At 70.3% G+C, this 22,881-nt stretch carries 23 protein-coding genes and 1 pseudogene; 18 read left to right on the forward strand and 6 right to left on the reverse strand.

Features of this window, described 5'->3' with window-relative positions; genetic code table 11:
- Nucleotides 1-52 precede the first annotated feature (52 nt).
- The 10 genes from AOK00_RS20630 to pstB all read left to right on the forward strand — a co-directional run bounded on the left by AOK00_RS20630 (nucleotide 53) and on the right by pstB (nucleotide 10,630).
- Nucleotides 53-439 carry a GntR family transcriptional regulator gene (locus AOK00_RS20630; RefSeq protein ID WP_055601792.1) on the forward strand — a complete coding sequence of 129 codons (387 nt, stop codon included), beginning with the start codon at nucleotides 53-55 and terminating at the stop codon, nucleotides 437-439.
- Nucleotides 436-1,278, forward strand: a complete 843-nt coding sequence (locus tag AOK00_RS20635; RefSeq protein ID WP_055601774.1) for an ABC transporter ATP-binding protein — start codon at nucleotides 436-438, stop codon at nucleotides 1,276-1,278. Before AOK00_RS20630 ends, AOK00_RS20635 begins: the two co-directional genes overlap by 4 nt.
- Nucleotides 1,275-2,258 carry an ABC transporter permease gene (locus AOK00_RS20640; protein ID WP_055601775.1) on the forward strand — a complete coding sequence of 328 codons (984 nt, stop codon included), beginning with the start codon at nucleotides 1,275-1,277 and terminating at the stop codon, nucleotides 2,256-2,258. Before AOK00_RS20635 ends, AOK00_RS20640 begins: the two co-directional genes overlap by 4 nt.
- Nucleotides 2,259-2,499: 241 nt before the next feature.
- Nucleotides 2,500-4,755: an RNA degradosome polyphosphate kinase gene (locus AOK00_RS20645; protein ID WP_055601776.1), complete on the forward strand. Its 2,256-nt coding sequence runs from the start codon at nucleotides 2,500-2,502 to the stop codon at nucleotides 4,753-4,755.
- Nucleotides 4,742-5,725: a CHAD domain-containing protein gene (locus AOK00_RS20650; protein WP_055601777.1), complete on the forward strand. Its 984-nt coding sequence runs from the start codon at nucleotides 4,742-4,744 to the stop codon at nucleotides 5,723-5,725. Before AOK00_RS20645 ends, AOK00_RS20650 begins: the two co-directional genes overlap by 14 nt.
- Nucleotides 5,722-6,141, forward strand: a complete 420-nt coding sequence (locus tag AOK00_RS20655) for an NUDIX hydrolase (protein ID WP_055601778.1) — start codon at nucleotides 5,722-5,724, stop codon at nucleotides 6,139-6,141. Before AOK00_RS20650 ends, AOK00_RS20655 begins: the two co-directional genes overlap by 4 nt.
- Before the next feature lie 389 nt (nucleotides 6,142-6,530).
- Complete coding sequence (pstS, locus tag AOK00_RS20660) at nucleotides 6,531-7,673, forward strand: phosphate ABC transporter substrate-binding protein PstS (RefSeq protein ID WP_055601779.1); 1,143 nt, start codon at nucleotides 6,531-6,533, stop codon at nucleotides 7,671-7,673.
- A gap of 106 nt (nucleotides 7,674-7,779) precedes the next feature.
- Nucleotides 7,780-8,754, forward strand: coding sequence for a phosphate ABC transporter permease subunit PstC (pstC, locus tag AOK00_RS20665; RefSeq protein WP_055601780.1), 975 nt, complete (start codon nucleotides 7,780-7,782; stop codon nucleotides 8,752-8,754).
- Nucleotides 8,751-9,824, forward strand: coding sequence for a phosphate ABC transporter permease PstA (pstA, locus tag AOK00_RS20670; protein WP_055601781.1), 1,074 nt, complete (start codon nucleotides 8,751-8,753; stop codon nucleotides 9,822-9,824). The genes pstC and pstA overlap by 4 nt, the downstream gene beginning before the upstream one ends.
- Nucleotides 9,825-9,853: 29 nt before the next feature.
- Complete coding sequence (pstB, locus tag AOK00_RS20675) at nucleotides 9,854-10,630, forward strand: phosphate ABC transporter ATP-binding protein PstB (protein ID WP_055601782.1); 777 nt, start codon at nucleotides 9,854-9,856, stop codon at nucleotides 10,628-10,630.
- Nucleotides 10,631-10,857: 227 nt separating this feature from the next.
- Here pstB and AOK00_RS20680 read toward each other — a convergent pair whose 3' ends face one another.
- Together AOK00_RS20680 and AOK00_RS20685 are read right to left on the reverse strand one after the other, a co-directional pair.
- Nucleotides 10,858-11,856: an inorganic phosphate transporter gene (locus tag AOK00_RS20680; protein ID WP_055601783.1), complete on the reverse strand. Its 999-nt coding sequence runs from the start codon at nucleotides 11,854-11,856 to the stop codon at nucleotides 10,858-10,860.
- Between the two features lie 6 nt (nucleotides 11,857-11,862).
- Nucleotides 11,863-12,483, reverse strand: a complete 621-nt coding sequence (locus AOK00_RS20685; protein WP_055601784.1) for a DUF47 domain-containing protein — start codon at nucleotides 12,481-12,483, stop codon at nucleotides 11,863-11,865.
- A gap of 192 nt (nucleotides 12,484-12,675) precedes the next feature.
- Here AOK00_RS20685 and AOK00_RS20690 point away from each other — a divergent pair, with 192 nt between their 5' ends.
- Nucleotides 12,676-13,032, forward strand: coding sequence for a metal-sensitive transcriptional regulator (locus AOK00_RS20690; RefSeq protein ID WP_055601785.1), 357 nt, complete (start codon nucleotides 12,676-12,678; stop codon nucleotides 13,030-13,032).
- Nucleotides 13,033-13,081: 49 nt separating this feature from the next.
- On the opposite strand, the gene AOK00_RS20695 is transcribed toward AOK00_RS20690, so the two are convergent.
- Both AOK00_RS20695 and AOK00_RS20700 read right to left on the reverse strand, forming a co-directional pair.
- Nucleotides 13,082-13,267 carry a hypothetical protein gene (locus AOK00_RS20695; protein WP_030323327.1) on the reverse strand — a complete coding sequence of 62 codons (186 nt, stop codon included), beginning with the start codon at nucleotides 13,265-13,267 and terminating at the stop codon, nucleotides 13,082-13,084.
- Between the two features lie 127 nt (nucleotides 13,268-13,394).
- Nucleotides 13,395-14,240, reverse strand: a complete 846-nt coding sequence (locus tag AOK00_RS20700; protein WP_055601786.1) for a hypothetical protein — start codon at nucleotides 14,238-14,240, stop codon at nucleotides 13,395-13,397.
- Between the two features lie 130 nt (nucleotides 14,241-14,370).
- Between AOK00_RS20700 and AOK00_RS39140 the strand changes: the two genes are divergently transcribed.
- Nucleotides 14,371-14,535 (forward strand): hypothetical protein, encoded by a 165-nt coding sequence (locus AOK00_RS39140; RefSeq protein ID WP_159041810.1) that lies wholly within the window; start codon nucleotides 14,371-14,373, stop codon nucleotides 14,533-14,535.
- A 52-nt stretch (nucleotides 14,536-14,587) separates the two neighbouring features.
- Here AOK00_RS39140 and AOK00_RS20705 read toward each other — a convergent pair whose 3' ends face one another.
- Together AOK00_RS20705 and AOK00_RS20710 are read right to left on the reverse strand one after the other, a co-directional pair.
- A complete protein-coding gene (locus AOK00_RS20705; protein ID WP_055601787.1) occupies nucleotides 14,588-15,310 on the reverse strand; it encodes a phosphatase PAP2 family protein in 723 nt (240 codons plus the stop codon).
- Between the two features lie 231 nt (nucleotides 15,311-15,541).
- Nucleotides 15,542-16,570, reverse strand: coding sequence for an NlpC/P60 family protein (locus AOK00_RS20710; protein WP_079042101.1), 1,029 nt, complete (start codon nucleotides 16,568-16,570; stop codon nucleotides 15,542-15,544).
- Nucleotides 16,571-16,894: 324 nt separating this feature from the next.
- Here AOK00_RS20710 and AOK00_RS20715 point away from each other — a divergent pair, with 324 nt between their 5' ends.
- The 6 genes and pseudogenes from AOK00_RS20715 to AOK00_RS20740 form a co-directional block, all read left to right on the forward strand.
- Entirely contained in the window at nucleotides 16,895-17,203 is a 309-nt protein-coding gene (locus tag AOK00_RS20715; RefSeq protein ID WP_017242359.1) for a hypothetical protein, read from the forward strand.
- A gap of 95 nt (nucleotides 17,204-17,298) precedes the next feature.
- Nucleotides 17,299-18,138, forward strand: coding sequence for a hypothetical protein (locus tag AOK00_RS20720; RefSeq protein ID WP_055601789.1), 840 nt, complete (start codon nucleotides 17,299-17,301; stop codon nucleotides 18,136-18,138).
- Entirely contained in the window at nucleotides 18,128-19,426 is a 1,299-nt protein-coding gene (locus AOK00_RS20725) for a hypothetical protein (RefSeq protein WP_055601790.1), read from the forward strand. Before AOK00_RS20720 ends, AOK00_RS20725 begins: the two co-directional genes overlap by 11 nt.
- Nucleotides 19,423-20,976: an SCO6880 family protein gene (locus AOK00_RS20730; protein WP_030323339.1), complete on the forward strand. Its 1,554-nt coding sequence runs from the start codon at nucleotides 19,423-19,425 to the stop codon at nucleotides 20,974-20,976. The genes AOK00_RS20725 and AOK00_RS20730 overlap by 4 nt, the downstream gene beginning before the upstream one ends.
- Before the next feature lie 20 nt (nucleotides 20,977-20,996).
- Nucleotides 20,997-22,397: an ATP-binding protein gene (locus AOK00_RS20735; RefSeq protein WP_055601791.1), complete on the forward strand. Its 1,401-nt coding sequence runs from the start codon at nucleotides 20,997-20,999 to the stop codon at nucleotides 22,395-22,397.
- Nucleotides 22,398-22,881: pseudogene (locus AOK00_RS20740) on the forward strand (type VI secretion protein); the annotation flags it as partial.

Consider the following 22,881-nt stretch of genomic DNA (forward strand, 5'->3'; position numbering starts at 1 on the left):
CTTTGCACCACCCTTTCACTACTTGATTAGTGAAAGGGTGGTGGAAGCGATCGTGGTCGAGTACCGCATCGACCGGCGCAGTGGCGTCGCCACCTACCTCCAGATCGTCCAGCAGACGAAACAGGCCCTCCGCATGGGCCTCCTGGAGCCCGGCGACCGACTGCCCACCGCACGCGAGGTCGTCGAAGCGACGGCCATCAATCCCAACACGGTCCTCAAGGCCTACCGCGAGCTCGAACGCGAAGGCCTCGTCGAGGCCCGCCGCGGCCTCGGCACCTTCGTCCGCGCCACGCTCGGCACCGGCCCGGCCGACTCGCCCCTGCGCGGCGAACTCGCCGACTGGGCCCGCCGCGCACGCACCGCCGGCCTGGACCGCGAGGACGTGGCCGCGCTCTTCACATCCGTACTGAAGGAACACTTCGAGGGGGACGACGCATGACAAGAGACGGCATCGCACTGGAGGCCGATCTCCTGGGCAAGAAATACGGGGGCAGCGGCCGGGGCTGGGCCCTGCGGGAATGCGGCTTCACCCTCCCCACCGGCCGCGTCTGCGCCCTCGTCGGCCCCAACGGCGCCGGCAAGTCCACCCTCCTCGCCCTCGCCGCAGGACTCCTCCGCCCCACCGAGGGCACCATCGAGGCCCCGCCCCGCGAACACCTCGCGTACGTCGCCCAGGACAAACCGCTCCACCCCCGGCTCACCGTCGCCGACACCCTGCGCATGGGCCGCGAACTCAACCCGGGCCGCTGGAACGACGAGGCCGCCCGGCGCGTCATCGCCGACACGCTCGACCCCGGGGCCGTCGTACGGACCCTCTCCGGCGGCCAGCGCACCCGCGTCGCCCTCGCCCTCGCCCTCGGCAAACGGCCCGAACTGCTGCTCCTCGACGAGCCGATGGCCGACCTCGACCCGCTCGCCCGGCACCAGCTGATGGGCCTGCTCATGGCCGACGCCGCCGAACACGGCACCACCGTCGTCATGTCCTCCCACATCCTCACCGAGCTGGAAGGCGCCTGCGACCACCTCCTGCTGCTCCACGGCGGCCGGATCCGCCTCGACGGACCCGTCGACGAACTCCTCGCCGCCCACACCCTGCTCACCGGCCCGGTCGCCGACCTCGCCCCGCACACGGTCGTCGAGTCCCGCACGACGGGCCGTCAACTCACCGCCCTGATCCGCCGCGAGGGCCCCGTCGAAGGCCCCTGGGAGACGAGGGACCCCTCCCTCGAAGACCTCCTCCTCGCCCACCTCCGCACCACCGAAGGAGCCCCGGCATGAGCACCCTCGCCCCGAAGGGCCCCTACTGGGTGACGGTCCGCCAGTACCGCCGCACGCTGTGGCTGGCCGCGGCGGCCGTGGCCGCGTCCCTCGCGGTGGTCGGCGGACTGCGGATATGGGACGCCCAGACCCCCGACCGCTACTACGAGGACGGCCAGAGTTTCGCCGCCGAGGACAACCGCGGCTACGCGGCGCTGCGCCTGGCCCTCGACTACGGCGGGATGTGGCTGGTCCTCCTGCCGCTGCTCGTCGGCGCCTTCGTCGCGGGCCCCCTCGTCGCCCGCGAATTCGAGTCGGGGACGTACAAGCTCTCGCTCACCCAGTCGGTGAGCCCGACGGCCTGGCTCCGCGCCAAGCTCCTCACCACGTCCGTCGTCGCCCTCGCCGCCACCCTCGTCCTCATGGGCATCTACCGGATCGGCTGGGGCCGCGTCTCCGACAGCTACAACTTCCACTGGAGCGAACGCGGACCGTTCGAGGCGACCGGCATCGTGCTCTTCGCCCACGTCCTCGCGGCGGTCGCCGTCGGCGCGCTCGTCGGCCAGCTGATCCGCCGCACCCTCGTCGCCATGGCGGCCACGGGCCTGGTCATGGGCGTGACACTGCTGATCCTGGGCGCGTTCCGCTGGTCCTTCCTCGCGGTGAACACGGTCACCGGCCCGGCCGGCCCCACGCTCTGGACACCGGAGAACGGTCTGACGATGGACTCGGGTCTGCTCACGTCCTCCGGGGCCCGCTTCGACCAGTCGATCTGCTGGAACGAGGTGCACAGGGCCCCCGGCGTGGACAGCATGCCCGACGGGGGAATGAAGCTGTTCGAACGCTGCCTCGCCCAGCACGACGTCACCAGCCAGTACGTCGACTACCACCCGCAGTCACACTTCTGGCCCACTCAGCTCATCGAGACCGGCATCCTCCTCACCCTCGCCGCCCTCGCGGCCTTCGCCGCCTTCCGCGTCCTGCGCGCGCGGCACCCGTAGAGATCCACCGGCACCCGTAAGACATTCAAACGATCAGGGGGCGGGGCCCGCACACGGCCCCGCCCCCGATTCCCGTACGACATGTCGTCGTTACCGGCCATTCAGACGCGCTTGCGACGCTCACGCAATGAAGCGCTCCGTGACGCCGCCCGGCAGGGCGACCCTCCCCAAAGGGAGACTTCCCTCCCCCACGGCCCGCTCCGACGCGCCCGACCACCCCTTCGCGCGGAAGAATGGGGCCATGAGCCAGCAGCCCGCCGAGGTCCCGGTCCAGTCCTCCGCCACGCCGTCCGTCCCGTCGTCCGCTTCGCCGTCCGCCGACTCCATAGCCGCGCGCCGCGCGACGGTGGTGAACGGGGCCGTCGTCACCGATCTCGACGCCGACCTGGACTCCGACCCGGACACCTACGAGGACGACGGCAAGCTCGGCGACGAGCTGCCGCAGGGCCGTTTCCTCGACCGGGAGCGCAGCTGGCTCGCCTTCAACGAGCGCGTGCTCGAACTCGCCGAGGACCCCACCACCCCGCTCCTCGAACGGGCGAACTTCCTCGCGATCTTCGCGTCGAACCTCGACGAGTTCTTCATGGTCCGGGTCGCCGGCCTCAAGCGCCGCATCGCCACCGGCGTCGCCACCCGTTCCGCCTCCGGCCTCCAGCCCCGCGAAGTCCTGGACCTGATCTGGACCCGCTCGCGCGAGCTCATGGCCCGGCACGCGGCCTGCTTCCAGCAGGACGTGGCCCCTGCCCTGGCCGACGAGGGCATCCACCTGATCCGCTGGCCCGAGCTCACGGAGAAGGAGCAGGCGCGCCTCTTCACCCTGTTCCGGCAGCAGATCTTCCCGGTCCTCACCCCGCTCGCCGTGGACCCGGCGCACCCCTTCCCGTACATCTCGGGACTCTCGCTCAACCTCGCCGTGGTCGTACGCAATCCGGTCAGCGGCCACCGCCACTTCGCGCGCGTGAAGGTGCCGCCGCTGCTGTCCCGCTTCCTGGAGGCCTCCCCGCAGCGCTACGTCCCCCTCGAGGACGTCATCGCGGCCCACCTGGAGGAGCTCTTCCCCGGCATGGAGGTGCTCGCGCACCACATGTTCCGGGTGACCAGGAACGAGGACCTGGAGGTCGAGGAGGACGACGCCGAGAACCTGCTCCAGGCCCTGGAGAAGGAGCTCATGCGGCGCCGCTTCGGCCCGCCGGTGCGCCTGGAGGTCGAGGAGTCCATCGACCCGTACGTCCTCGACCTGCTCGTCCGCGAGCTGAAGGTCTCCGACGCCGAGGTCTACCCGCTGCCCGGCCCGCTCGACCTCACCGGCCTCTTCGGGATCGCCGGACAGGACCGCCCGGAACTCAGGTTCCCCACGTTCGTGGCCGGCACCCACCGGGACCTCGCCGAGGTCGAGTCGGCGTCCGCACCGGACATCTTCGCGGCGCTGCGCGAGCGGGACGTCCTGCTCCACCACCCGTACGACTCCTTCTCGACGTCCGTGCAGGCCTTCCTGGAGCAGGCGGCGGCCGACCCGGACGTCCTCGCGATCAAGCAGACGCTGTACCGGACCTCCGGCGACTCGCCGATAGTCGACGCCCTCATCGACGCCGCCGAGTCCGGCAAGCAGGTCCTCGTCCTCGTCGAGATCAAGGCCCGCTTCGACGAGCAGGCCAACATCAAGTGGGCGCGCAAGCTGGAAGAGGCCGGCTGCCACGTCGTGTACGGCCTCGTCGGCCTCAAGACCCACTGCAAGCTGTCGCTCGTCGTACGGCAGGAGGGCGAGCTGCTGCGCCGCTACTCCCACGTCGGCACCGGCAACTACCACCCGAAGACGGCCCGCCTCTACGAGGACCTGGGCCTGCTGACCGCCGACCCGCAGGTCGGCGCCGACCTCTCGGACCTGTTCAACCGGCTCTCCGGCTACTCCCGCCGCGAGACGTACCGGCGCCTGCTCACGGCCCCCAAGTCGCTGCGCGACGGGCTCGTCTCCCGGATCACCAAGGAGATCGCCCACCACCGCGCCGGCCGGCCCGCGTACGTACGGATCAAGGTCAACTCGATGGTCGACGAGGCCGTCATCGACGCCTGCTACCAGGCCTCGCGGGCGGGCGTCCCGGTCGACATCTGGGTCCGCGGCATCTGCGCCGTACGCCCCGGCGTCACCGGCCTCTCGGAGAACATCCGGGTCCGTTCGATCCTCGGCCGCTTCCTGGAGCACTCCCGGATCTTCGCCTTCGGCAACGGCGGCGAACCCGAGGTGTGGTTCGGCAGCGCCGACATGATGCACCGCAACCTGGACCGCCGGATCGAGGCCCTCGTACGGGTCTCGGACCCGGCGCACCGGGCAGCGCTCACCCGGCTCCTGGAGACCGGGATGTCCGACACCACCTCCTCCTGGCACCTCGGCCCCGACGGGAACTGGACGCGGCACGCGACCGACCCCGAGGGCCGACCGCTCCGGCACGTCCAGGAGATGCTCATCGACGCGCGGAGGCGCCGGCGTGCACAACCCTGACCAGTCGCAGGACGTCTCGGCGGGCGAGGTCCTGGCCCCCTACCTGCACGCCCGGGCCGCGGACTTCCTCCGCGGCCTCCGGCTCCACGGCGAGAGCGGCTCGGACACGGCCGGATCGGAGGAGGCGGCCCGCACACTGCGCGGCGCCGCCCGCCGGATCAGCGGGACGCTGCACACCTTCCGGCCGCTGCTCGACACCGCCTGGGCCGACCAGCTGCGCACCGAGCTCGCCTGGCTCTCGGGCACCCTCGCCCTGGAACACGCCTGCACCTCGCGGCTGGTCCGCCTGGTGGACGCACTGTCCCGCCTGTCGAGCGGCGCCGGCCCCGTCCCCGCCGCCCGCGGCAGCGAGGCGGCCGGCCTCACCGTGGGCGCCGCCCGGGCGGGCGCCCTCCTGGAACGACAGCTGACACTGGCCCGGACGCGCGCCCACTCGGCCTCGCTCCAGGCCCTGGGCTCGGCCCGCTTCCACGCGGTCGCCGACGCCGTCGCACTCCTCGCCTCCGAGGTCCCGCTCGGCCCCATGGGCAGCGCCCCGGCCGTCGAGGTCCTGGACGGCCCCGCCGAGGTCGCCGAGCGGCGCCTCCTGGACGCGGTGGCCGCCCTGCCGCTGACGCGGGCGGCCCACCCGTACAACGCGGACGCCCTCGCGCCGGCCACCGGGGAGAGCCAGGACGCCCCCTGGCACCAGACGCGGCTCCTGCTCCGGCTGCACCGGTACGCCACCGAGGCCCTGCACACCGGGGGCGAACCCGACGCCGTCCTCTTCGAGGCCGCCCGCGCCCTCGACCGGCACCGGGACGCCGCCGAAGCCGCCTCGGCGGCCGCCGCGGCCGCCCGCACCCCCCGGATCGCCCCCGCGACCGCGTACGCCCTGGGCGTCCTCCACGCCGACCAGCGCCACGAGGTCGAGGCCTCCCGCTTCGCCTTCCAACGAGCCTGGCGGAGAACGACGGCGCCCGTCCCATGACCGGGGAGCGCCAGGATCCTGTCCGAGCGGCCGGCTGCGTCCTGTGGCGCCCGGCGCTTTCCGGCCACGGCATCGAGATCGCGCTCGTCCATCGACCGAAGTACGACGACTGGTCGCACCCGAAGGGGAAGCGGAAGCGGGACGAGTCGGCGGAGGCGTGCGCACTGCGCGAGGTCCTGGAGGAGACGGGCCAGGACTGCGCACTCGGCCTCCGGCTGCCGACGGCCCGCTACACGGTGGACGGCCGCCCGAAAGAGGTCGAGTACTGGGCGGCCCGCGCCCTCGGCGGCACGTTCACCCCGAGCCGCGAGGTCGACCGTGTCGTCTGGCTGCCGCCCGCGGCGGCCCGCCTCCGCCTCACCCAGCCGCGGGACCGCGACCTCCTGAACGCCCTGACGGCGACGACGACGGGCTAGGGAGTCTCGTCAAGGGCGAGCGCCCCCGTACCCCAGGCGTCACCCGGTATCCGGCCTCCGTCACGGGCGCCACCCGGCCTCCGTCACGGGCGCCACCCGGCCTCCGTCACGGGCGCCACCCGGCCTCCGTCCCCGGGCGTCACCCGGCCTCTGTCGCAGGCGTGCGCCGGGGCCCCGGCGCGCCCACCGCCGCGTCCCCGCACCCGGCCTTACGGCACGGTTCACTTTCCGTTCACTCTGTCCCGTCGACGGCTTCACCTGTTCTGCCTAATTTCGGCCTTACACGGTGCACAGAGCTCCACAACGCACCGCCAACCGACACACGCCGCCGTAGAACGTTCAGGACACTCGGTCCGCGACAGGGCGGCTTCTGGAAGGAACACCCGAAAGTGAAGCTTTCGCGCAAGAACGGGCTTCGCGCCTCCGCGATCGGTGCCCTCGTCGTCTCCGGTGCGCTCGTCCTCTCGGCGTGTGGCTCGGACAACAACACGGAGACGCCGGCCAAGGAAGGCGGCTCGAAGACCTCCGCCGCCGCCTCGAACATCGCCTGTGAGGGCGCCAAGGGCCAGCTCCTCGCCGCCGGTTCCAGCGCGCAGAAGAACGCGATGGACCTCTGGGTCAAGAACTTCCAGGCCGCGTGCTCCGGTGTCGAGATCAACTACCAGGCCATCGGCTCCGGCGGCGGCATCACCAAGTTCAACCAGGGCCAGGTCGCCTTCGCGGGCTCCGACTCCGCCCTGAAGGAAGAAGAGGTCGCCGAGTCGGCGAAGATCTGCAAGACCGGCAAGGGCGTCAACCTGCCCATGGTCGGTGGCCCCATCGCCATCGGTTACAAGCTGGAAGGCGTGGACAACCTGGTCCTCGACGCCTCCACCATCGCCAAGATCTTCGACAACAAGATCACCAAGTGGAACGACCCGGCGATCGCCAAGCTGAACCCGGGCGCCAAGCTCCCCGACAGCGCGATCCAGGCCTTCCACCGCTCGGACGAGTCGGGCACCACCCAGAACCTGGGCAAGTACCTCTCGACCGCTGCCGCCGCCGACTGGAAGCACGACCCGAAGTCGAAGTCGTGGCCCGCCCAGGGTGGCCAGGCCGCCAACGGCTCCTCCGGTGTCGCCACCGCGGTGAAGGACGCCGAGGGCTCCATCGGCTACTTCGAGCTCTCGTACGCCACCGCGAACAAGATCTCCACCGTCAGCATCAACACCGGCGCCTCCGCCCCGGTCGCCGCCTCCTCGGAGAACGCGTCCAAGGCCATCGCCGCCGCCAAGGTCAAGGGCACGGGCAGCGACGTCGCCCTCTCCCTCGACTACGCGACGAAGGCCGAGGGTGCCTACCCGATCGTCCTCGTCACCTACGAGATCGCCTGCGACAAGGGCAACAAGGCGGAGACCCTGCCGACCCTGAAGGCGTTCCTCAACTACACCGTGAGCGAGGAGGGCCAGAAGGTCCTCGCCGACGCCGGCTACGCCCCGCTCCCGGCCGAGATCGCCGCGAAGGTCCGCGCGATCGTCCCCACCCTGTCCTGACTCCCGGCCGGGTCCGGACCCCCGCCCCGGGGGCCGGACCCGGCATCCGGTGCACCGCCGCCAGGAGCCCGTACATCCGTAGGGGCCCCGCAGACCGGAGAAGCAGATGGCTACCACCACACCAGACATAAAGAGGAGCCGGAGCGCCAAGAGCGCGTCCCGCCCCGGTGACCGCATCTTCAGCGGTCTGTCCCGAGGCTCCGGCATCACCCTCCTCGTGATCATGGCCGCGATCGCCGGCTTCCTCACCTACCGCGCCGTCCTCGCGATCTCGAAGGACAGCACGAACTTCTTCACCACCTTCGAGTGGAACCCGGCCGGCAACCCGCCGGTCTTCGGCATCGCCGTCCTCGCCTTCGGCACGGTCGTCTCGTCGATCATCGCCATGGCCATCGCCGTGCCCGTCGCGATCGGCATCGCGCTCTTCATCTCGCACTACGCCCCGCGCAAGCTGGCCAAGCCGCTCGCGTACGTCGTCGACCTGCTCGCCGCCGTGCCCAGCATCATCTACGGCCTCTGGGGCGCGATCTTCCTCGTCCCGTACCTCGACGGCCTCAACAAGTGGCTGAACGAGTACTTCGGCTGGACGTACATCTTCGACAAGGCCAACGACGGCCCCGCCCGCAACCTCTTCACCGTGGGCATCCTGCTGGCGATCATGATCCTTCCGATCATCACCAACGTCACCCGTGAGGTCTTCCTCCAGGCCCCGAAGATGATCGAGGAAGCCGCCCTCGCCCTCGGCGCCACGCGCTGGGAGGTCATCCGCATCTCGGTGCTGCCCTTCGGCCGCTCCGGCATCATCTCCGCCTCCATGCTGGGCCTCGGCCGCGCACTCGGCGAGACCATGGCCGTCGCCGTGGTCCTCTCCCCCAGCTTCCTCATCTCGGGCCACCTGCTCGACCCGGGCGGCGGCACGTTCGCGCAGAACATCGCCGCCAAGTTCAACGAGGCCAACGAGTTCGGCCGGGACGCGCTGATCGCGTCCGGTCTCGTCCTCTTCGCCATCACCCTGCTGGTCAACGGCGCCGCCCGCTGGATCATCGGCCGCCGCAAGGAGTACTCGGGGGCAGCGGCATGAGCCACGCCATACAGGATCGTCCGGTCTCGACGGTCAAGCGCGCCAGTTCGCTCTCCAGCGCGCGGCTGCCCCGCTGGAGCCCGGTCGCCATCGCCGCCGGCTCCATCGCCGCGGGCATCGGCATCGGCCTCGGCGCCGGCTGGCACAGCAAGGTCCAGTGGGGCATGATCGCCGCGCTGCTCTTCGTCCTCACCACGTACGCGCTGACCACCAAGGTCGAGGGCAGCCGCCAGGCCAAGGACCGCGTCGCCACCAGCCTCGTCTGGGTCTGCTTCATCCTGGCCGTCGTCCCGCTGCTCTCCCTCGCCTGGGTCACGATCAGCAAGGGCATGGAAGTCCTCGACCCGTACTTCCTGAGCCACTCGATGAACGGCGTCCTCGACGCCGAGGCCGGCGGCGGTGTCTACCACGCGCTGCTCGGCACCATCGAGCAGGTCGCCATCGCGACCGTGATCGCGGCCCCGATCGGCCTCCTCACCGCCGTCTACCTCGTCGAGTACGGCGGCGGCAAGCTCGCCCAGGCCGTCACCTTCTTCGTCGACGTCATGACGGGCATCCCGTCGATCGTCGCCGGCCTCTTCATCCTCGCCACCTGGAACCTGATGCTGGGCTTCGGCCCCTCCGGTTTCGCCGGCGCCATGGCCCTCGCCATCCTGATGATGCCGGTCGTGGTCCGCTCCACCGAGGAGATGCTCAAGCTCGTCCCGAACGAGCTCCGCGAGGCCTCCCTCGCCCTCGGCATCCCCAAGTGGCGCACCATCCTGAAGGTGGTCCTCCCCACCGCGATCGGCGGCATCACCACGGGCGTCATGCTCGCGGTCGCCCGTATCACCGGTGAGACGGCCCCGGTCCTGCTCCTCGTGTTCGGTACGAAGCTCATCAACCCGAACCCCTTCGAAGGCGCTCAGTCCTCCCTGCCGCTCTACGTGTACGAGCAGTACGCGGTCGGCACCGACGCAGCCGTGTCCCGCGCATGGGCCGCAGCGCTCGTCCTGATCGCCTTCGTCATGATCCTCAACCTGGTGGCCCGCGGCATCGCCCGCTGGAAGGCCCCCAAGACCGGCCGCTGACCGCGGCATCATTGGAAGTAGTGATTCACATGGCCAAGCGAATCGACGTCAGCGGCCTCTCCGCCTACTACGGCGCCCACAAGGCGATCGACGACATCTCGATGACCGTCGAGCCCCGCTCCGTGACGGCCTTCATCGGCCCGTCCGGCTGCGGCAAGTCCACCTTCCTGCGCACCCTGAACCGCATGCACGAGGTCACCCCCGGCGGCCGCGTCGAGGGCAAGGTGATGCTGGACGACGAGAACCTGTACGGCTCCAACGTCGACCCGGTCGCCGTGCGCCGCACGGTCGGCATGGTCTTCCAGCGCCCCAACCCCTTCCCCACCATGTCGATCTTCGACAACGTGGCGGCGGGCCTGCGCCTCAACGGCAAGTACAAGAAGTCGCAGCTCAACGACATCGTCGAGAGGTCCCTCAAGGGCGCCAACCTCTGGAACGAGGTCAAGGACCGCCTGAACAAGCCGGGCTCCGGCCTCTCCGGCGGCCAGCAGCAGCGTCTGTGCATCGCCCGCGCCATCGCGGTCGAGCCCGACGTCCTGCTGATGGACGAGCCCTGCTCGGCCCTCGACCCGATCTCGACGCTGGCGATCGAGGACCTCATCGGCGAGCTGAAGGAGCGCTTCACGATCGTCATCGTGACGCACAACATGCAGCAGGCCGCCCGCGTCTCGGACCGCACGGCCTTCTTCAACCTGGCGGCCGTCGGCCAGCCCGGCAAGCTGATCGAGCTGGACGACACCGAGCGCATCTTCTCGAACCCGAGCGTCCAGGCGACCGAGGACTACATCTCCGGCCGCTTCGGATAAAGACTCGTCTACGGTGCTGCATGGCGGTGCCACCGTTAGACGAAGGGCCCGGCTCCCCCACAGGGGAGCCGGGCCCGATCATTTCAAGCCACTGCCGGCCTCAGCCGAAGAACAGCCGCACCACGTAGAAGCTCGCCGCAGCGACAAGAGCGGCCGCCGGCATGGTGATACCGCGTCCCCCGGGGAATAACCCCCGGACCCCCAGCAGAACCACGGGCCACCGCCCGTCAGCCGAAGAACAGCTGCACCACGTAGAAGCTCGCCGCAGCGACAAGTGCGGCCGCCGGCATGGTGATGAACCAGCCCAGGATGATGTTCTTGGCGACACCCCACCGCACCGCGTTGACCCGCTTCGTCGCGCCCACGCCCATGATCGCGGAGGTGATGACGTGCGTCGTCGAGATCGGCGCGTGGAAGAGGAACGCCGAGCCGAACATGATCGACGCACCCGTGGTCTCCGCCGCGAAACCCTGCGGCGGGTCCAGCTCGATGATCTTCCGGCCGAGCGTCCGCATGATGCGCCAGCCACCCGCGTACGTACCCAGCGAGAGCATCACGGCGCACGCGATCTTCACCCACACCGGGATGTCGTCGCCCGCGGCCTGCACATCGGCGATGACGAGGGCCATCACCACGATGCCCATCGTCTTCTGCGCGTCCTGCAGACCGTGACCGAGCGCCATGCCGGCCGCCGACACCGTCTGCGCGATACGGAAGCCGCGCTTGGCCTTGTGCGGGTTGGCCTTGCGGAACATCCACATGATCGCGCACATCACCAGGTAACCGGCCACGAGGCCGACCACCGGCGAGATGAACATCGGGATGACGACCTTGTCGAGGACGCCACCCCAGATGACCTCCGTACCACCGGCGAGCGCCGCTCCCACCATGCCGCCGAACAGGGCGTGCGAGGAGGAGGACGGCAGACCGAAGTACCAGGTCACCAGGTTCCAGATGATCGCGCCGACCAGCGCGGCGAAGAGGATGCCCATCCCCTTGTCGCCGTGCGGCGTCTCGATCAGGCCCTCGCTGACCGTCTTGGCGACCCCGCTGCCCATGAAGGCACCGGCGAGGTTCATGACGGCGGCCATGGCCAGGGCCGCGCGGGGGGTCAGCGCACGCGTCGACACCGAGGTGGCGATGGCGTTGGCCGAGTCGTGAAAGCCGTTCGTATAGGTGAAGCCGAGCGCGACACCGATGGTCACGATCAGAGCAAAGGTGTCCACGAAGCCTCAGGACTCCTTGACCGCGATGGTCTCCACCGTGTTGGCCACGTGCTCGAACGCGTCGGCCGCCTCTTCCAGCACGTCGACGATCTGCTTGAGCTTCAGCACCTCGATGGCGTCGTACTTGCCGTTGAAGAGGGTCGCGAGCAGCTTGCGGTGGATCTGGTCCGCCTGGTTCTCCAGCCGGTTGACCTCGATCCAGTACTCGGTCAGGTTGGCCATCGTCCGCAGGTTCGGCATCGCCTCGGCGGTCAGCTCCGCCGCCCGCGCCAGCACCTCGATCTGCTGCTCGACACCCTTGGGGAGATCCTCGACGTTGTAGAGGACGACCAGGTCGACGGCCTCCTCCATGAAGTCCATGATGTCGTCGAGGGAGGACGCGAGGTTGTAGATGTCCTCGCGGTCGAACGGCGTGATGAACGAGGAGTTCAGCTGGTGGAAGATGGCATGGGTCGCGTCGTCGCCGGCGTGCTCCGCTGCCCGCATCCGCTCCGCGATCTCGGCCCGGGCGGAAGGTTCCGCTCCGAGCAGTTCCATCAGGAGCTTCGAGCCCGTGACGATGTTGTCCGCGGACGCGGCGAACATGTCGTAGAAGCTCGTCTCCCTGGGGGTCAGACGAAATCGCACGTGAGGTCCTCGGGGTGCTGGGTTTCGGTCAGGCTGATGCTAGGCGCATCATCCGGCCACGGCTAACCGGCGTCTCTCAGTGTCGCCCATCAGGCACAGTGAACAGCACGGGCCCCCGCCCGGATCGGCGGGGATCGGTACCATATACCCACGAGGGGTATACATCCCCTTATTGGACAACGGGAGGACGCCATGACGACCACCGAGGCGGACCAGGTCACCCCCGAGGCCGTCGAGGCCGTCGGGCCGGCCGACCACGAGCACGGCGTGCACGGCTACCACAAACAGAAGGACGAGCACCTCAAGCGACTCCGCCGGATCGAGGGCCAGATCCGCGGTCTCCAGCGGATGGTCGACGAGGACGTCTACTGCATCGACATACTCACGCAGGTCTCCGCCTCGACGAAGGCACTCCAGTCGTTCGCCCTCCAGCTCCTCGAGGAGCACCTGCGGCACTGCGTCGCGGAGGCGGCGGCCAAGGGCGGCGAGGGCATCGACGCCAAGGTCGAGGAGGCCACGAAGGCCATCGCCCGCATGATGCGGACCTGAGGCCTCCGTCCCGCTCCTCCCGTACGCGGTGATGAGCCGGGCCGTCCCGTCAGAGGTCCTCCACGGCCCGCTCCACCGCCACCCTCAGCACCTCGTCGATCCGGTCGGCGCTGAGCCGCTCCCCGTCCGCGGCCGACGCGGCGATGATCAGCTCGCCGCACAGTTCGATCTCGGCGAGGGCGACGCAGTCCGGGTCTGCGGTCACGGTTGCTGTACCGGGCGGGGCCACGCGCATCCACCTCTTCCTGCCGGCGTCGGTCTCCCAGCGGTCTCCCAGCGTAGGGACGGCGACACGCACCGCGCATGACACGTCCGGACCATTTGCCGATGGTCCACACCAGCACCCGGCCAGGTCAGGCCGTTCAGGCCTTGATCTTCCCGGCGTAGATGTCCCGGCGTTCCGGCAGCGTCACCTGGACGCGCACCCCGAAGCCGTACAGCAGCGTCGTCGACGCGACCGCGACCGTACGGCCCTGATTGCTGAAGCTGAACTGGTGGCGCACCTTCCGCAGCCGCCCCTCCCCGTCGAGGTACGCGTCGAAGGGCACGGTGTCCTTGGCGAACCCTTTCGCCGCCGCGGCGAGCGCCCCCCGGAGCTGCGGCGAGGCCACCCGCGCGGCGTGCGCGATGTCCGCGACCCCCCGGTAGTGGCTGACTCTCACCCCTGCCAGATCGACCTCGCCGATGTAGGTGACCTGCCGGGCGCCCCGCAGCAGCTCCGCCGCGGCGGCCGGATCGGTGGCCCCGCCCGTGACGAGGTTCCCGTCGTCGAGGGTGGTGGTGTCGACCCGCACCCACTTGTCGGCGGGCACCCCGGCCCCCCGGTTCTTCATGTAAAGGGCGCCGGGAGTGAGGAGCTCGGTGATCGGCCGGTGCTCGCTGGCCCCGGCCGCGTCCTTCGGCAGCACCACCTGGAGCCGGCCGGTACGGCGCCGGAAGTCGTAGCCGCCCTCGCCCCGGATGGTGACCCGCGTCCCGCCGGCGGCCATCTCCATGGAGGTGCTCGCCTTGGCGGTGCCCGCCTTCGTCAGCGCGTCGGCGGCGTTCCGTACGGCGAGGGTGGGGTCGACGGTCGGTTTGGGGTCCTCGGGGGCGGCGCACCCCGTGACCGCCGCGGTCCCGACGAGGGAGCCGACCAGGACGGCGGTGACGGCGAACGCCCCGCTCCCGCGCGCACCCGGACGGCCGTACCGCAGCTGCACCACCATCGTCTGCCAACCCCCAACGCCTCACCGCTGTTTGCCGGGACCCGCCCTTCCCGGGGCCCGCGGGCCCTGGGAGCACCCGATCCGCATAACGACGGTCGAGGCCTGCCGTCACGCGCAGTACCGTGGTGAGGTGCACGCGCAGTCCTCCCCTCACACCACCACGATGTCGGAGCGCGGCTCGTTCGCGCTGGCACGCTGCAGCTGCGGCTGGTCGGGACCGGCCCGGAGATCCCGCGACCGGGCCCGCACGGACGCGGCGGACCACCTCCGCACGGCGGAGGGCGCGGAGGGCTAGGCCCTGGCGCCGAACCGGCGTCGCGGGGCAGACGGGCGTTCGACGACCGGGCCTAGGCGGCGAGGTCGTTGCGGCCGGGGCCGGTGGCCGGGCCGCCGATGCGCGGCTCGGGGATGCCGACCGCCTCCGGGTGCCGCGCCGGCTCGGCCCGGCGGGAGCGGACCAGACCCGCGCAGCGGCCCGAGCGGGCGACGGCGGACATCACCGGGGTGAGCAGCGCGAGGGCGAGCGGGGCCAGGAGCAGCGCCACCGCCGTACCGAGGGCCAGGCCGCCGATCACGTCGGTCGGGTAGTGGACCCCCATGTAGACCCGCGCGAAGCCCTCGGCGAGGGCGAGGCCGATCGCGGCCAGACCGAAGCGGCGGTGGGCGACGAAGACACCGACACCGAGGGCCATCGCCAGCGTGGCGTGATCGCTGACGAAGGAGAAGTCGGTCTTGCCGGCGACGAGGACCTCCAGCCCCTGATGGTCCCTGAAGGGCCGGGGACGCTCGACGAAGCCGCGGATGGGGATGTTCACCAGGAGGGCGATACCGGCGGCCAGCGGGGCCCACACGAGCCCGGCGACGGCCGATACGGAGTCGGCCAGGGTGCCGCGGCGGCGCACGCTCCACCAGCACCACAGCACGACGAGGGCCATCGCGAGCATGATCCCGTACTCGCCGACGAACTCCATGACTCGGTCGAACCACGGCGGGGCGGCCTTGGCCAGCCCGTTGATGTCGTAGAGCAGGCTGACATCGGGGTTCGAACCGTCCGATGCGAGTCCAGCCATCTGCTGAGGCCCCTTGCTCTCGTGTCTGTGTTTTCCAACCCCCGTGGTCAGAGCGGTCGGACCAAGGAACGAATCGCCTGAGGCGCACGTTCCGATCCCTCCGGTGGATCATGATGACGTTATCGAAGAGTGACGGTTCACCGCAGCTCAGGGCCTGTGCATGACGGAGAGTTCCGGCCATGTCCGGTACGACCGGAAGGCGCACGCCGGCCGACGGCCCGTCTGCTCCGGTCAGGCCTGCGGGAGATGCGTCGGCAGCGCCGCCGCGCCCTCGGCGGTGACCCGGGTCGCACCGAAGTAGTCCGGGGTGTCGATCCGGTCGAACCGGATCACCGCCCCGGTGCGCGGCGCGTCGATCATGTACCCGCCGCCGACGTAGATGCCGACGTGCCGGATGGCCCGCGAGTTGGTCAAGTCGTCGGAGAAGAAGACCAGGTCCCCGGGGAGCAGCTCCTCGCGCGAGGGGTGCGGCCCGGCGTTGTACTGGTCGTTGGCCACGCGCGGCAGCCGGATGCCGACACTCTCGTACGCGGCCTGGGTGAGCCCCGAACAGTCGAACCGGCCGTTCTGCGCGGCCGTACCCGTGCCGCCCCAGAGGTACGGGGTGCCGAGCTTCCCCTGCGCGTAGTGGATCGCACTGGCCGCCTGCCGGGAGGGATCGACACGGCCGACGGGCCGGGCGAAGCTCTTCTCCAGGGACTTGATGATGCGCACGTAGTTCTGGGTCTCGCTGATGGGCGGCACCCCACCGTGCTTGATCACCCGGTACGCGCCCGCGTTGTACGCGGCCAGCATGTTGCTCGCCGGGTCCCCGGGCACGTTCTTCACATAGCCGGCGAGCTCGCAGTCGTACGAGGCGGCCGAGGGGATCGCGTCCTCGGGATCCCAGATGTCCCGGTCGCCGTCCCCGTCGCCGTCCACCCCGTGCCCGGCCCACGTGCCGGGGATGAACTGGGCGATGCCCCGCGCGTCGGCCGGGGAGACGGCCCGGGGGTTCCAGCCGCTCTCCTGGTAGAGCTGGGCGGCGAGCAGAGCCGGGTTGATGGCGGGGCAGAGGTTCCCCCACCGCTGCACGAGCCCCTGGTAGAGCGCCGGGACCGCGCCCTTGGCGAGCGCCACGGTGCCGTTCGCGCCGTTGCCCGCACCGCCGGCGAGACCCGCCGCCGCCGAGTACGTACCGACGACGAGCAGCGCGACGAAGCTCAGACAGACCCCGAAGGCCCCGCCGGCCACCAGCCACGCCTTGCCGGCCCTACGCACCGTCAACCACCCCTCGGCTCATGGCAGTACGCCCCCGGGAACGAGTCTAGGCGGTGGGCCGCCGACACCGCCCCAAGAGTGCAACAACGACAATCATTGCCCGGAGTCACTCTCCGTGATACACAGAGTGACCATACGCTTCTTTGCATAGAAACCGGCCGGACCGCCGCAGGTCAAGACGGTCAAGTCGGTCAGATGTGCGGGGATCGGGTAAAGAGAGCCGTCAAGCCGTCACACGCGAGCGGTTTCATCAGCGAAGATAGGGCGATGACCCATGCCGTCCGGCAGGGGCGACTAACTACCCATACAGGGGCGGTGAGTTACATGTACCTGGCGGCAGAAAAAGGCGACATCACCACCATCATCGGTGGAATCGCCCCGAACTGGGGCCCCTTCGGCAGCCTGGGCGCCGAGGCCAAGATCATGATCGAGGTGGTGATGGCCGTGGCCATCCTGCTCTGCCTCGGCATCGCCATCTGGGGAGCGGCCAAGCAGCGCATCGGCGCGACCGCCCTCCGCGACACGTTCAGCGCGGAACAGGGCAAGGGCCTCATCGTGGCCGGTCTGACCGGCGTCTTCATCATCGGATCGCTGGGGACGCTGTTCACCATCGTGTACGGGATGGCGGTCTGACCCTCCGTCGGACACCACCCCCTGAGAATGCGTTCCCCAGATGTCCAGCAAGACGTACTGCCCGTACCGCGAACCAGTGAGGGGGCGTTCCCGGCATGAGTCCCGGTGACGAGCACGACAGCTTCGGCGGCGTGGGCGGCTCGGGCCAGACCCGGACCCGCCTGCCCGAGGGCAACAGCGGCGACGTGTACGGCGGCGCCCGCCGCCCCGTCCGCAGCTCCCGCTCCCTCATCACGGTCGTCGGCGTGGTGGTCCTCCTCGTCGCGGCCATCGCCTTCGCCAACCGCGGCGGCGGCGACCCGGCGGACGCGGCGGGCCCCTCCTCCGACACCCCCGGCAAAACGGCCCCCACGGCGGCGACAGGCATCCGCCCGGTCACCGGCAAGAACGGCCAGATCCCCACGGGCTACGCCCAGGACGAGCAGGGGGCGCAGAGCGCGGCCACGAATTACGCGGTGGCGCTGGGGTCGGCGGAGATGTTCGACGCCACCACGCGAAGCGAGATCGTCCACGCGGTGTACGCACCCGCCGTCGTCGCCGCGCGCCAGGACGATTTCGACAAGGTGTACGCCGACAAGGGATTCCTGAGCCGGGTAGGTCTCCAGGAGGACGGCACCGCGCCCCAGGGGCAGACGTTCATCTCCCGCACCATCCCCGTGGGCTCGAAGGTGGAGAGCTACGCCGACGACAAGGCGACGGTATCGGTCTGGTACTCGTCCCTGTTCGGTCTGGCCGGCGAAGGTTCCAAGAAGCCCGTCACCGAGGCTTGGTACACCAACACGTACGAACTGCAGTGGGTCGAGGGTGACTGGAAGGTCACCGGCCTCAGCCAGAAAGACGGTCCTGTTCCCGTCGCCCGCGACCAGCGGGCATCCACCGCACAGGAGATGCGCGACGCTGTCGGCCAGTTCGGAGGCTTCACCTATGCCCGGTAAGCGCCTCTCCCGCGGCACCAGGATCGTCGCCGCGCTGGGCGCAGCGCAGACGGCTCTCGTGCTGTTCCCCAGTCACGCCTTCGCGGCACCGACACCCACCCCGAGCCCGAGTGCCGGCAACAGCTCCTGCGACTTGATTCGCGGCCCCGCACGGGATCTGTGCGAACAGGGTCAGACCGGAGGCGGCGGCGCACCCGTCACCGACCCCACCTCCGCGGTCGACCCCCTCAGCTCCCTCTCCCGCGGCTTCTCCGACGCCGCCATCGCCACCATCGACTACCTCTCCAAGGCCGTCAAAGAAACCGCCGACGTCGACTTCACCAACACGGAGTTCCTCGGCCGGTACGCCATCGTCTTCGCCGCCTCCACCGTCCTCACCCTCCTCCTCTGGCTCCTCGCCGTCGCCAAGCGCGCCATCCGCGGCGTCCCCCTCACCACCGCGCTCTCCGAAGCCATCGGCTTCCTCTGGCTGACTGTCCTCGCCTCCGCCTTCACCCCTCTGATCCTCTACACCGTCGTCAACGCCACCGACGCCGTCACCGAGGTCATCGCCTCCGGCACCGGCAAACAGACCGACGTCTTCTTCGGCAGCTTCAAGGAGGCCCTCCAGAAGGGTGACAGCATCGGTGGCGGCCCCATCATGCTGATCATCGTGTCCCTGGTGACCGTCCTCGCCGCCGGCGTGCTCTACCTGGAGCTCTTCCTCCGCGCCGTCATGCTGTACGTCGGCGCCCTCCTCGGCGTCGTCGTCTACTCCGGCCTCGTCGACAAGAACATGTGGGGCCACGTCCGCCGCTGGGCCGGCATCATGATCGCGATCATCCTGGTCAAGCCGGTCATCGTCATCGTCCTCGGCCTGGCCGGCGCGCTCTCCTCCGGCACCGGTCCCGACGCGTTCTCCGCCGTCGTCTCGGGCCTCGCGATCATCCTGCTCGCGATCTTCGCCTCCGCGATGATCTACCGCTTCGTCCCCGGCTTCGGCGACGAGATCGCCGCCTCCCGCAACAACCGTCTCCACCGCGCGGGCGAGAACGCGGCCGCCGCCGTCATCTCCTCCCCCGCCTCCCTCGTCTCCCAGGGCATCAAGACCCACAGCTCCCGCGGTGACGGCGGCGGCGGACAGGGGCCCCAGGCCGCCCGTCCCGCGAACCCCATGTCCGGCGGCATGGCCGCCCACAGCAGCCGCGGCGGAAGCGGCGGCGGCGCGACTCCCCCGCCCCGCAGCAGCAGTCCCACCGCGGGAACCCCGCACAGTAGCCGCAAGAACTCTGGAGGTGCAGGGCGTTGACGACCCAGTCCCAGCCGGTCGCGCCCCGCCGTACGTATCTCGTGGGCCGCGCCCGGCCGAACGCGATCGTCGGCAAGAACCGCGAGACGGGCGAGATCGCCCTGATCATCGTCGGCGCCTTCCTCGGCATGATGAGCGGACTCCTCGTCCCCCTCCTCCCCCTGCGGATCGCGCTCCTCGCCGGCCTCCCGATGCTCGCGATCGCCGCCGTGTACCTCCCGTACAAGCACCGCACGTTCTACAAGTGGTTCGAGATCAACCGCAGCTACAAGCGGATGCTCAAGCGCGGCACGGCCTACCGCTCCGTCGTCTCCGAGGCCGGCACCCACCTCGACGGCCGCGAGGTCGAGGTCGGCCCGCCGCCCGGCATCGGCCGTGTCGGCTGGCTCGCCGCCCCCTTCGGCCCCGACGAGATCGCCGTGCTCCTGCACGCCGACCGCCGCACCGTCACCGCCGCCATCGAGATCGAGGGCCCCGGCGTCGGCCTGCGCGACAGCGAGGACCAGGAGGCCCTGGTCGACCGCTTCGGCACCCTCCTCAAGCACGTCGCCAACGGCGACGGCTTCGTGACCCGCCTCCAGATGCTGGCCCGCACCCTCCCCGCCGACCCGGACGCCCACGCCAAGGACGTCGGCCAGCGCGGCGACCCCCACGCGCCGGCGTGGCTCATGGAGTCGTACGACCAGCTCCAGTCGATGGTCTCCACCTCCAGCGAGCAGCACCGCGCCTACCTCGTCGCCTGCATGCACTACACGCGCGAGCTCGCCGCCGAGGCCAACGCCATGGCCCGTGCCGCCAAGCACGCCTCCGGGGCCCGCAAGCTCGACCGCGACGCCGGCCTCGCCGTCGTCATGGCCCGCGAGCTCACCGACATCTGCGCCCGCCTCGCCGAGGCCGACATCCGCGTCCGCCAGCCCCTCGGCCAGTCCCGGCTCGCCTCCCTCGTGCACTCCATGTACGACCCGGACCACCCCATCGACCACATCCAGGCCATGACGAAACGAAACGCTTGGCCCGCCGAACTGGACGCGATGGAGCCGACGTACCTCCAGGCCAAGACCCGCGAGTCCTCCACCCGCGCCCCCTGGTGCCACGCCACCGCCTGGGTGAAGGAGTGGCCGATGACCCCCGTCGGGGTCAACTTCCTCGCCCCGCTGCTCGTCCACACCCCGGACGTGATCCGTACGGTCGCCGTGACCATGGATCTCGAGCCCACCGAGGTCGCCATCGAGCGGATGCTCACCGAGAAGACCAACGACGAGGCCGACGCCAGCCGCGCCGCCAAGATGAACCGCACGGTCGACCCGCGCGACATCGCCGCCCACGGCCGGCTCGACCAGCGGGGTGAAGATCTCGCCAGTGGCGCGGCCGGAGTGAACCTCGTCGGGTACATCACGGTGTCGTCGCGTTCGCCCGAGGCCCTGGCCCGGGACAAGCGCACGATCAGGGCCTCCGCCGGCAAGTCGTATCTGAAGCTGGAGTGGTGCGACCGCGAGCACCACCGGGCCTTTGTGAACACCTTGCCGTTCGCGACCGGCATCCGCCGCTAGGGCCGAAGGGGCACAGACCCATGCGAGATCCGCTGTCCGTCCTCACCGACGCCTTCACCTCCTTCGTCTTCGGCAAGGTGGAGACGACCCGCCTGCCCGTCCGCACCTCCACCGGGCAGGCCCAGGCCGTCTACCTGCCGACCGCCGCCCCCGGCCTCGGCGACTCCGGCGTGATCATCGGCCGCGAGGTCTACAGCGGCAAGGGGTACATCTACGACCCCTTCCAGCTGTACGGGCAGCAGCTCCCCGCCCCCCACTGGCTGGTCCTCGGCGAGTCCGGCAACGGAAAGTCGGCCCTCGAGAAGACGTACGTGCTCCGCCAGCTCCGTTTCCGGGACCGCCAGGTCGTCGTCCTCGACGCCCAGGGCGAGGACGGCGTCGGCGAATGGAACCTCATCGCGCAGGAGCTGGGGATAACCCCCATCCGCCTGGACCCCATGGTCGCCAACGACTCCGGGATCCGCCTCAACCCGCTCGACCCGTCGATCACCACGACCGGGCAGCTCGCCCTGCTCCGGACGATCATCGAGGTGGCGATGGGCCACGGCCTCGACGAGCGGTCCGGCTTCGCGCTCAAGGTCGCCCACGCCCACGTCGTCGAGCACACCACCCACCGCCAGCCGATCCTCACCGACATCGTGGAGCGGCTCCGCCACCCCGAGGCGGAATCCGCCGAGGCGATGAACGTCGACATAGACGACGTACGGGCCTGGGGCCTGGACGTCGCCCTCGTCCTCGACCGGCTGGTCGACGGTGACCTCCGGGGCATGTTCGACGGCCCGACGACCGTCGGCATCGACCTCGACGCGCCCCTGATCGTCTTCGACCTCTCCCACATCGACCGCAACTCCATCGCCATGCCGATCCTCATGGCGATCGTCGGCGTCTGGCTGGAGCACACCTGGATCCGCCCCGACCGGAAGAAGCGCATCTTCCTCGTCGAGGAGGCCTGGCACATCATCAACAGCCCGTTCGTGGCGCAGCTGTTCCAGCGGCTGCTCAAGTTCGGCCGGCGCCTCGGCCTGTCCTTCGTCGCCGTCGTCCACCACCTCTCCGACGTCGTCGACGGAGCCGCGGCGAAGGAGGCCGCGGCGATCCTGAAGATGGCCTCCACCCGGACCATCTACGCCCAGAAGGCCGACGAGGCACGCAACACGGGCCGGGTCCTCGGCCTGCCCCGCTGGGCGGTCGAGATCATCCCGACCCTCACTCCCGGCATCGCCGTCTGGGACGTCAACGGCAACGTGCAGGTGGTCAAACACCTCATCACCGAACGGGAACGCCCACTGGTCTACACGGACCGCGCCATGACGGAAGCCTCGGCCCCGTCGGGAGACCCGGACCTCGAATGGGAGACGGAGCAGCGCGCGATCCTCATCGAACAGCAGATGAACGGCACTTCGCAGTCGACGGTGGCATAGATGGAGACGGCACGGAAGGGCGGGGGAGGGGTCTCCGACGGGCTGCTGCTGAGCCTGTTCGGCCTCCTTCTGTGCCTCACGGGCCTGGTGTGGACGGCGACCGGCCTGGCCGGTCTGTTCTCCCACGGCGCCTGGCCGCAGGGAGTCGCCTTCACGGGCACGCCCTCGGCCCTGCGCTCCCTGGCCACGGCCCCGACGGACCTCGCGGCGGCCTGGCCGGCCACCCCGCCGGGCCAGCTCTCCGGGTACGGCCTGTTCTGGGGCCTGCTGATCGGCGAGGCGATGATCCTCTTCGTCCTCGCGGTCTTCGCGCTGGGCACCCTGGCCCGCTGGCGAGCGGTGCGCGCCAACAAGAAGGCGGGGGCGTACGGGCACGTCCCCGCGGCTCCGGTACGGGAGGAACGGGCTCCGTCGGCCCCCGCCGAGGGCGCTCGGGTCACACCTCCGCGGACGGAGACCCCCGCGGCCTCCGCCCCACCGACGG

This window comes from Streptomyces aureus (assembly GCF_001418135.1).
GTDB lineage: Bacteria > Actinomycetota > Actinomycetes > Streptomycetales > Streptomycetaceae > Streptomyces > Streptomyces aureus_A.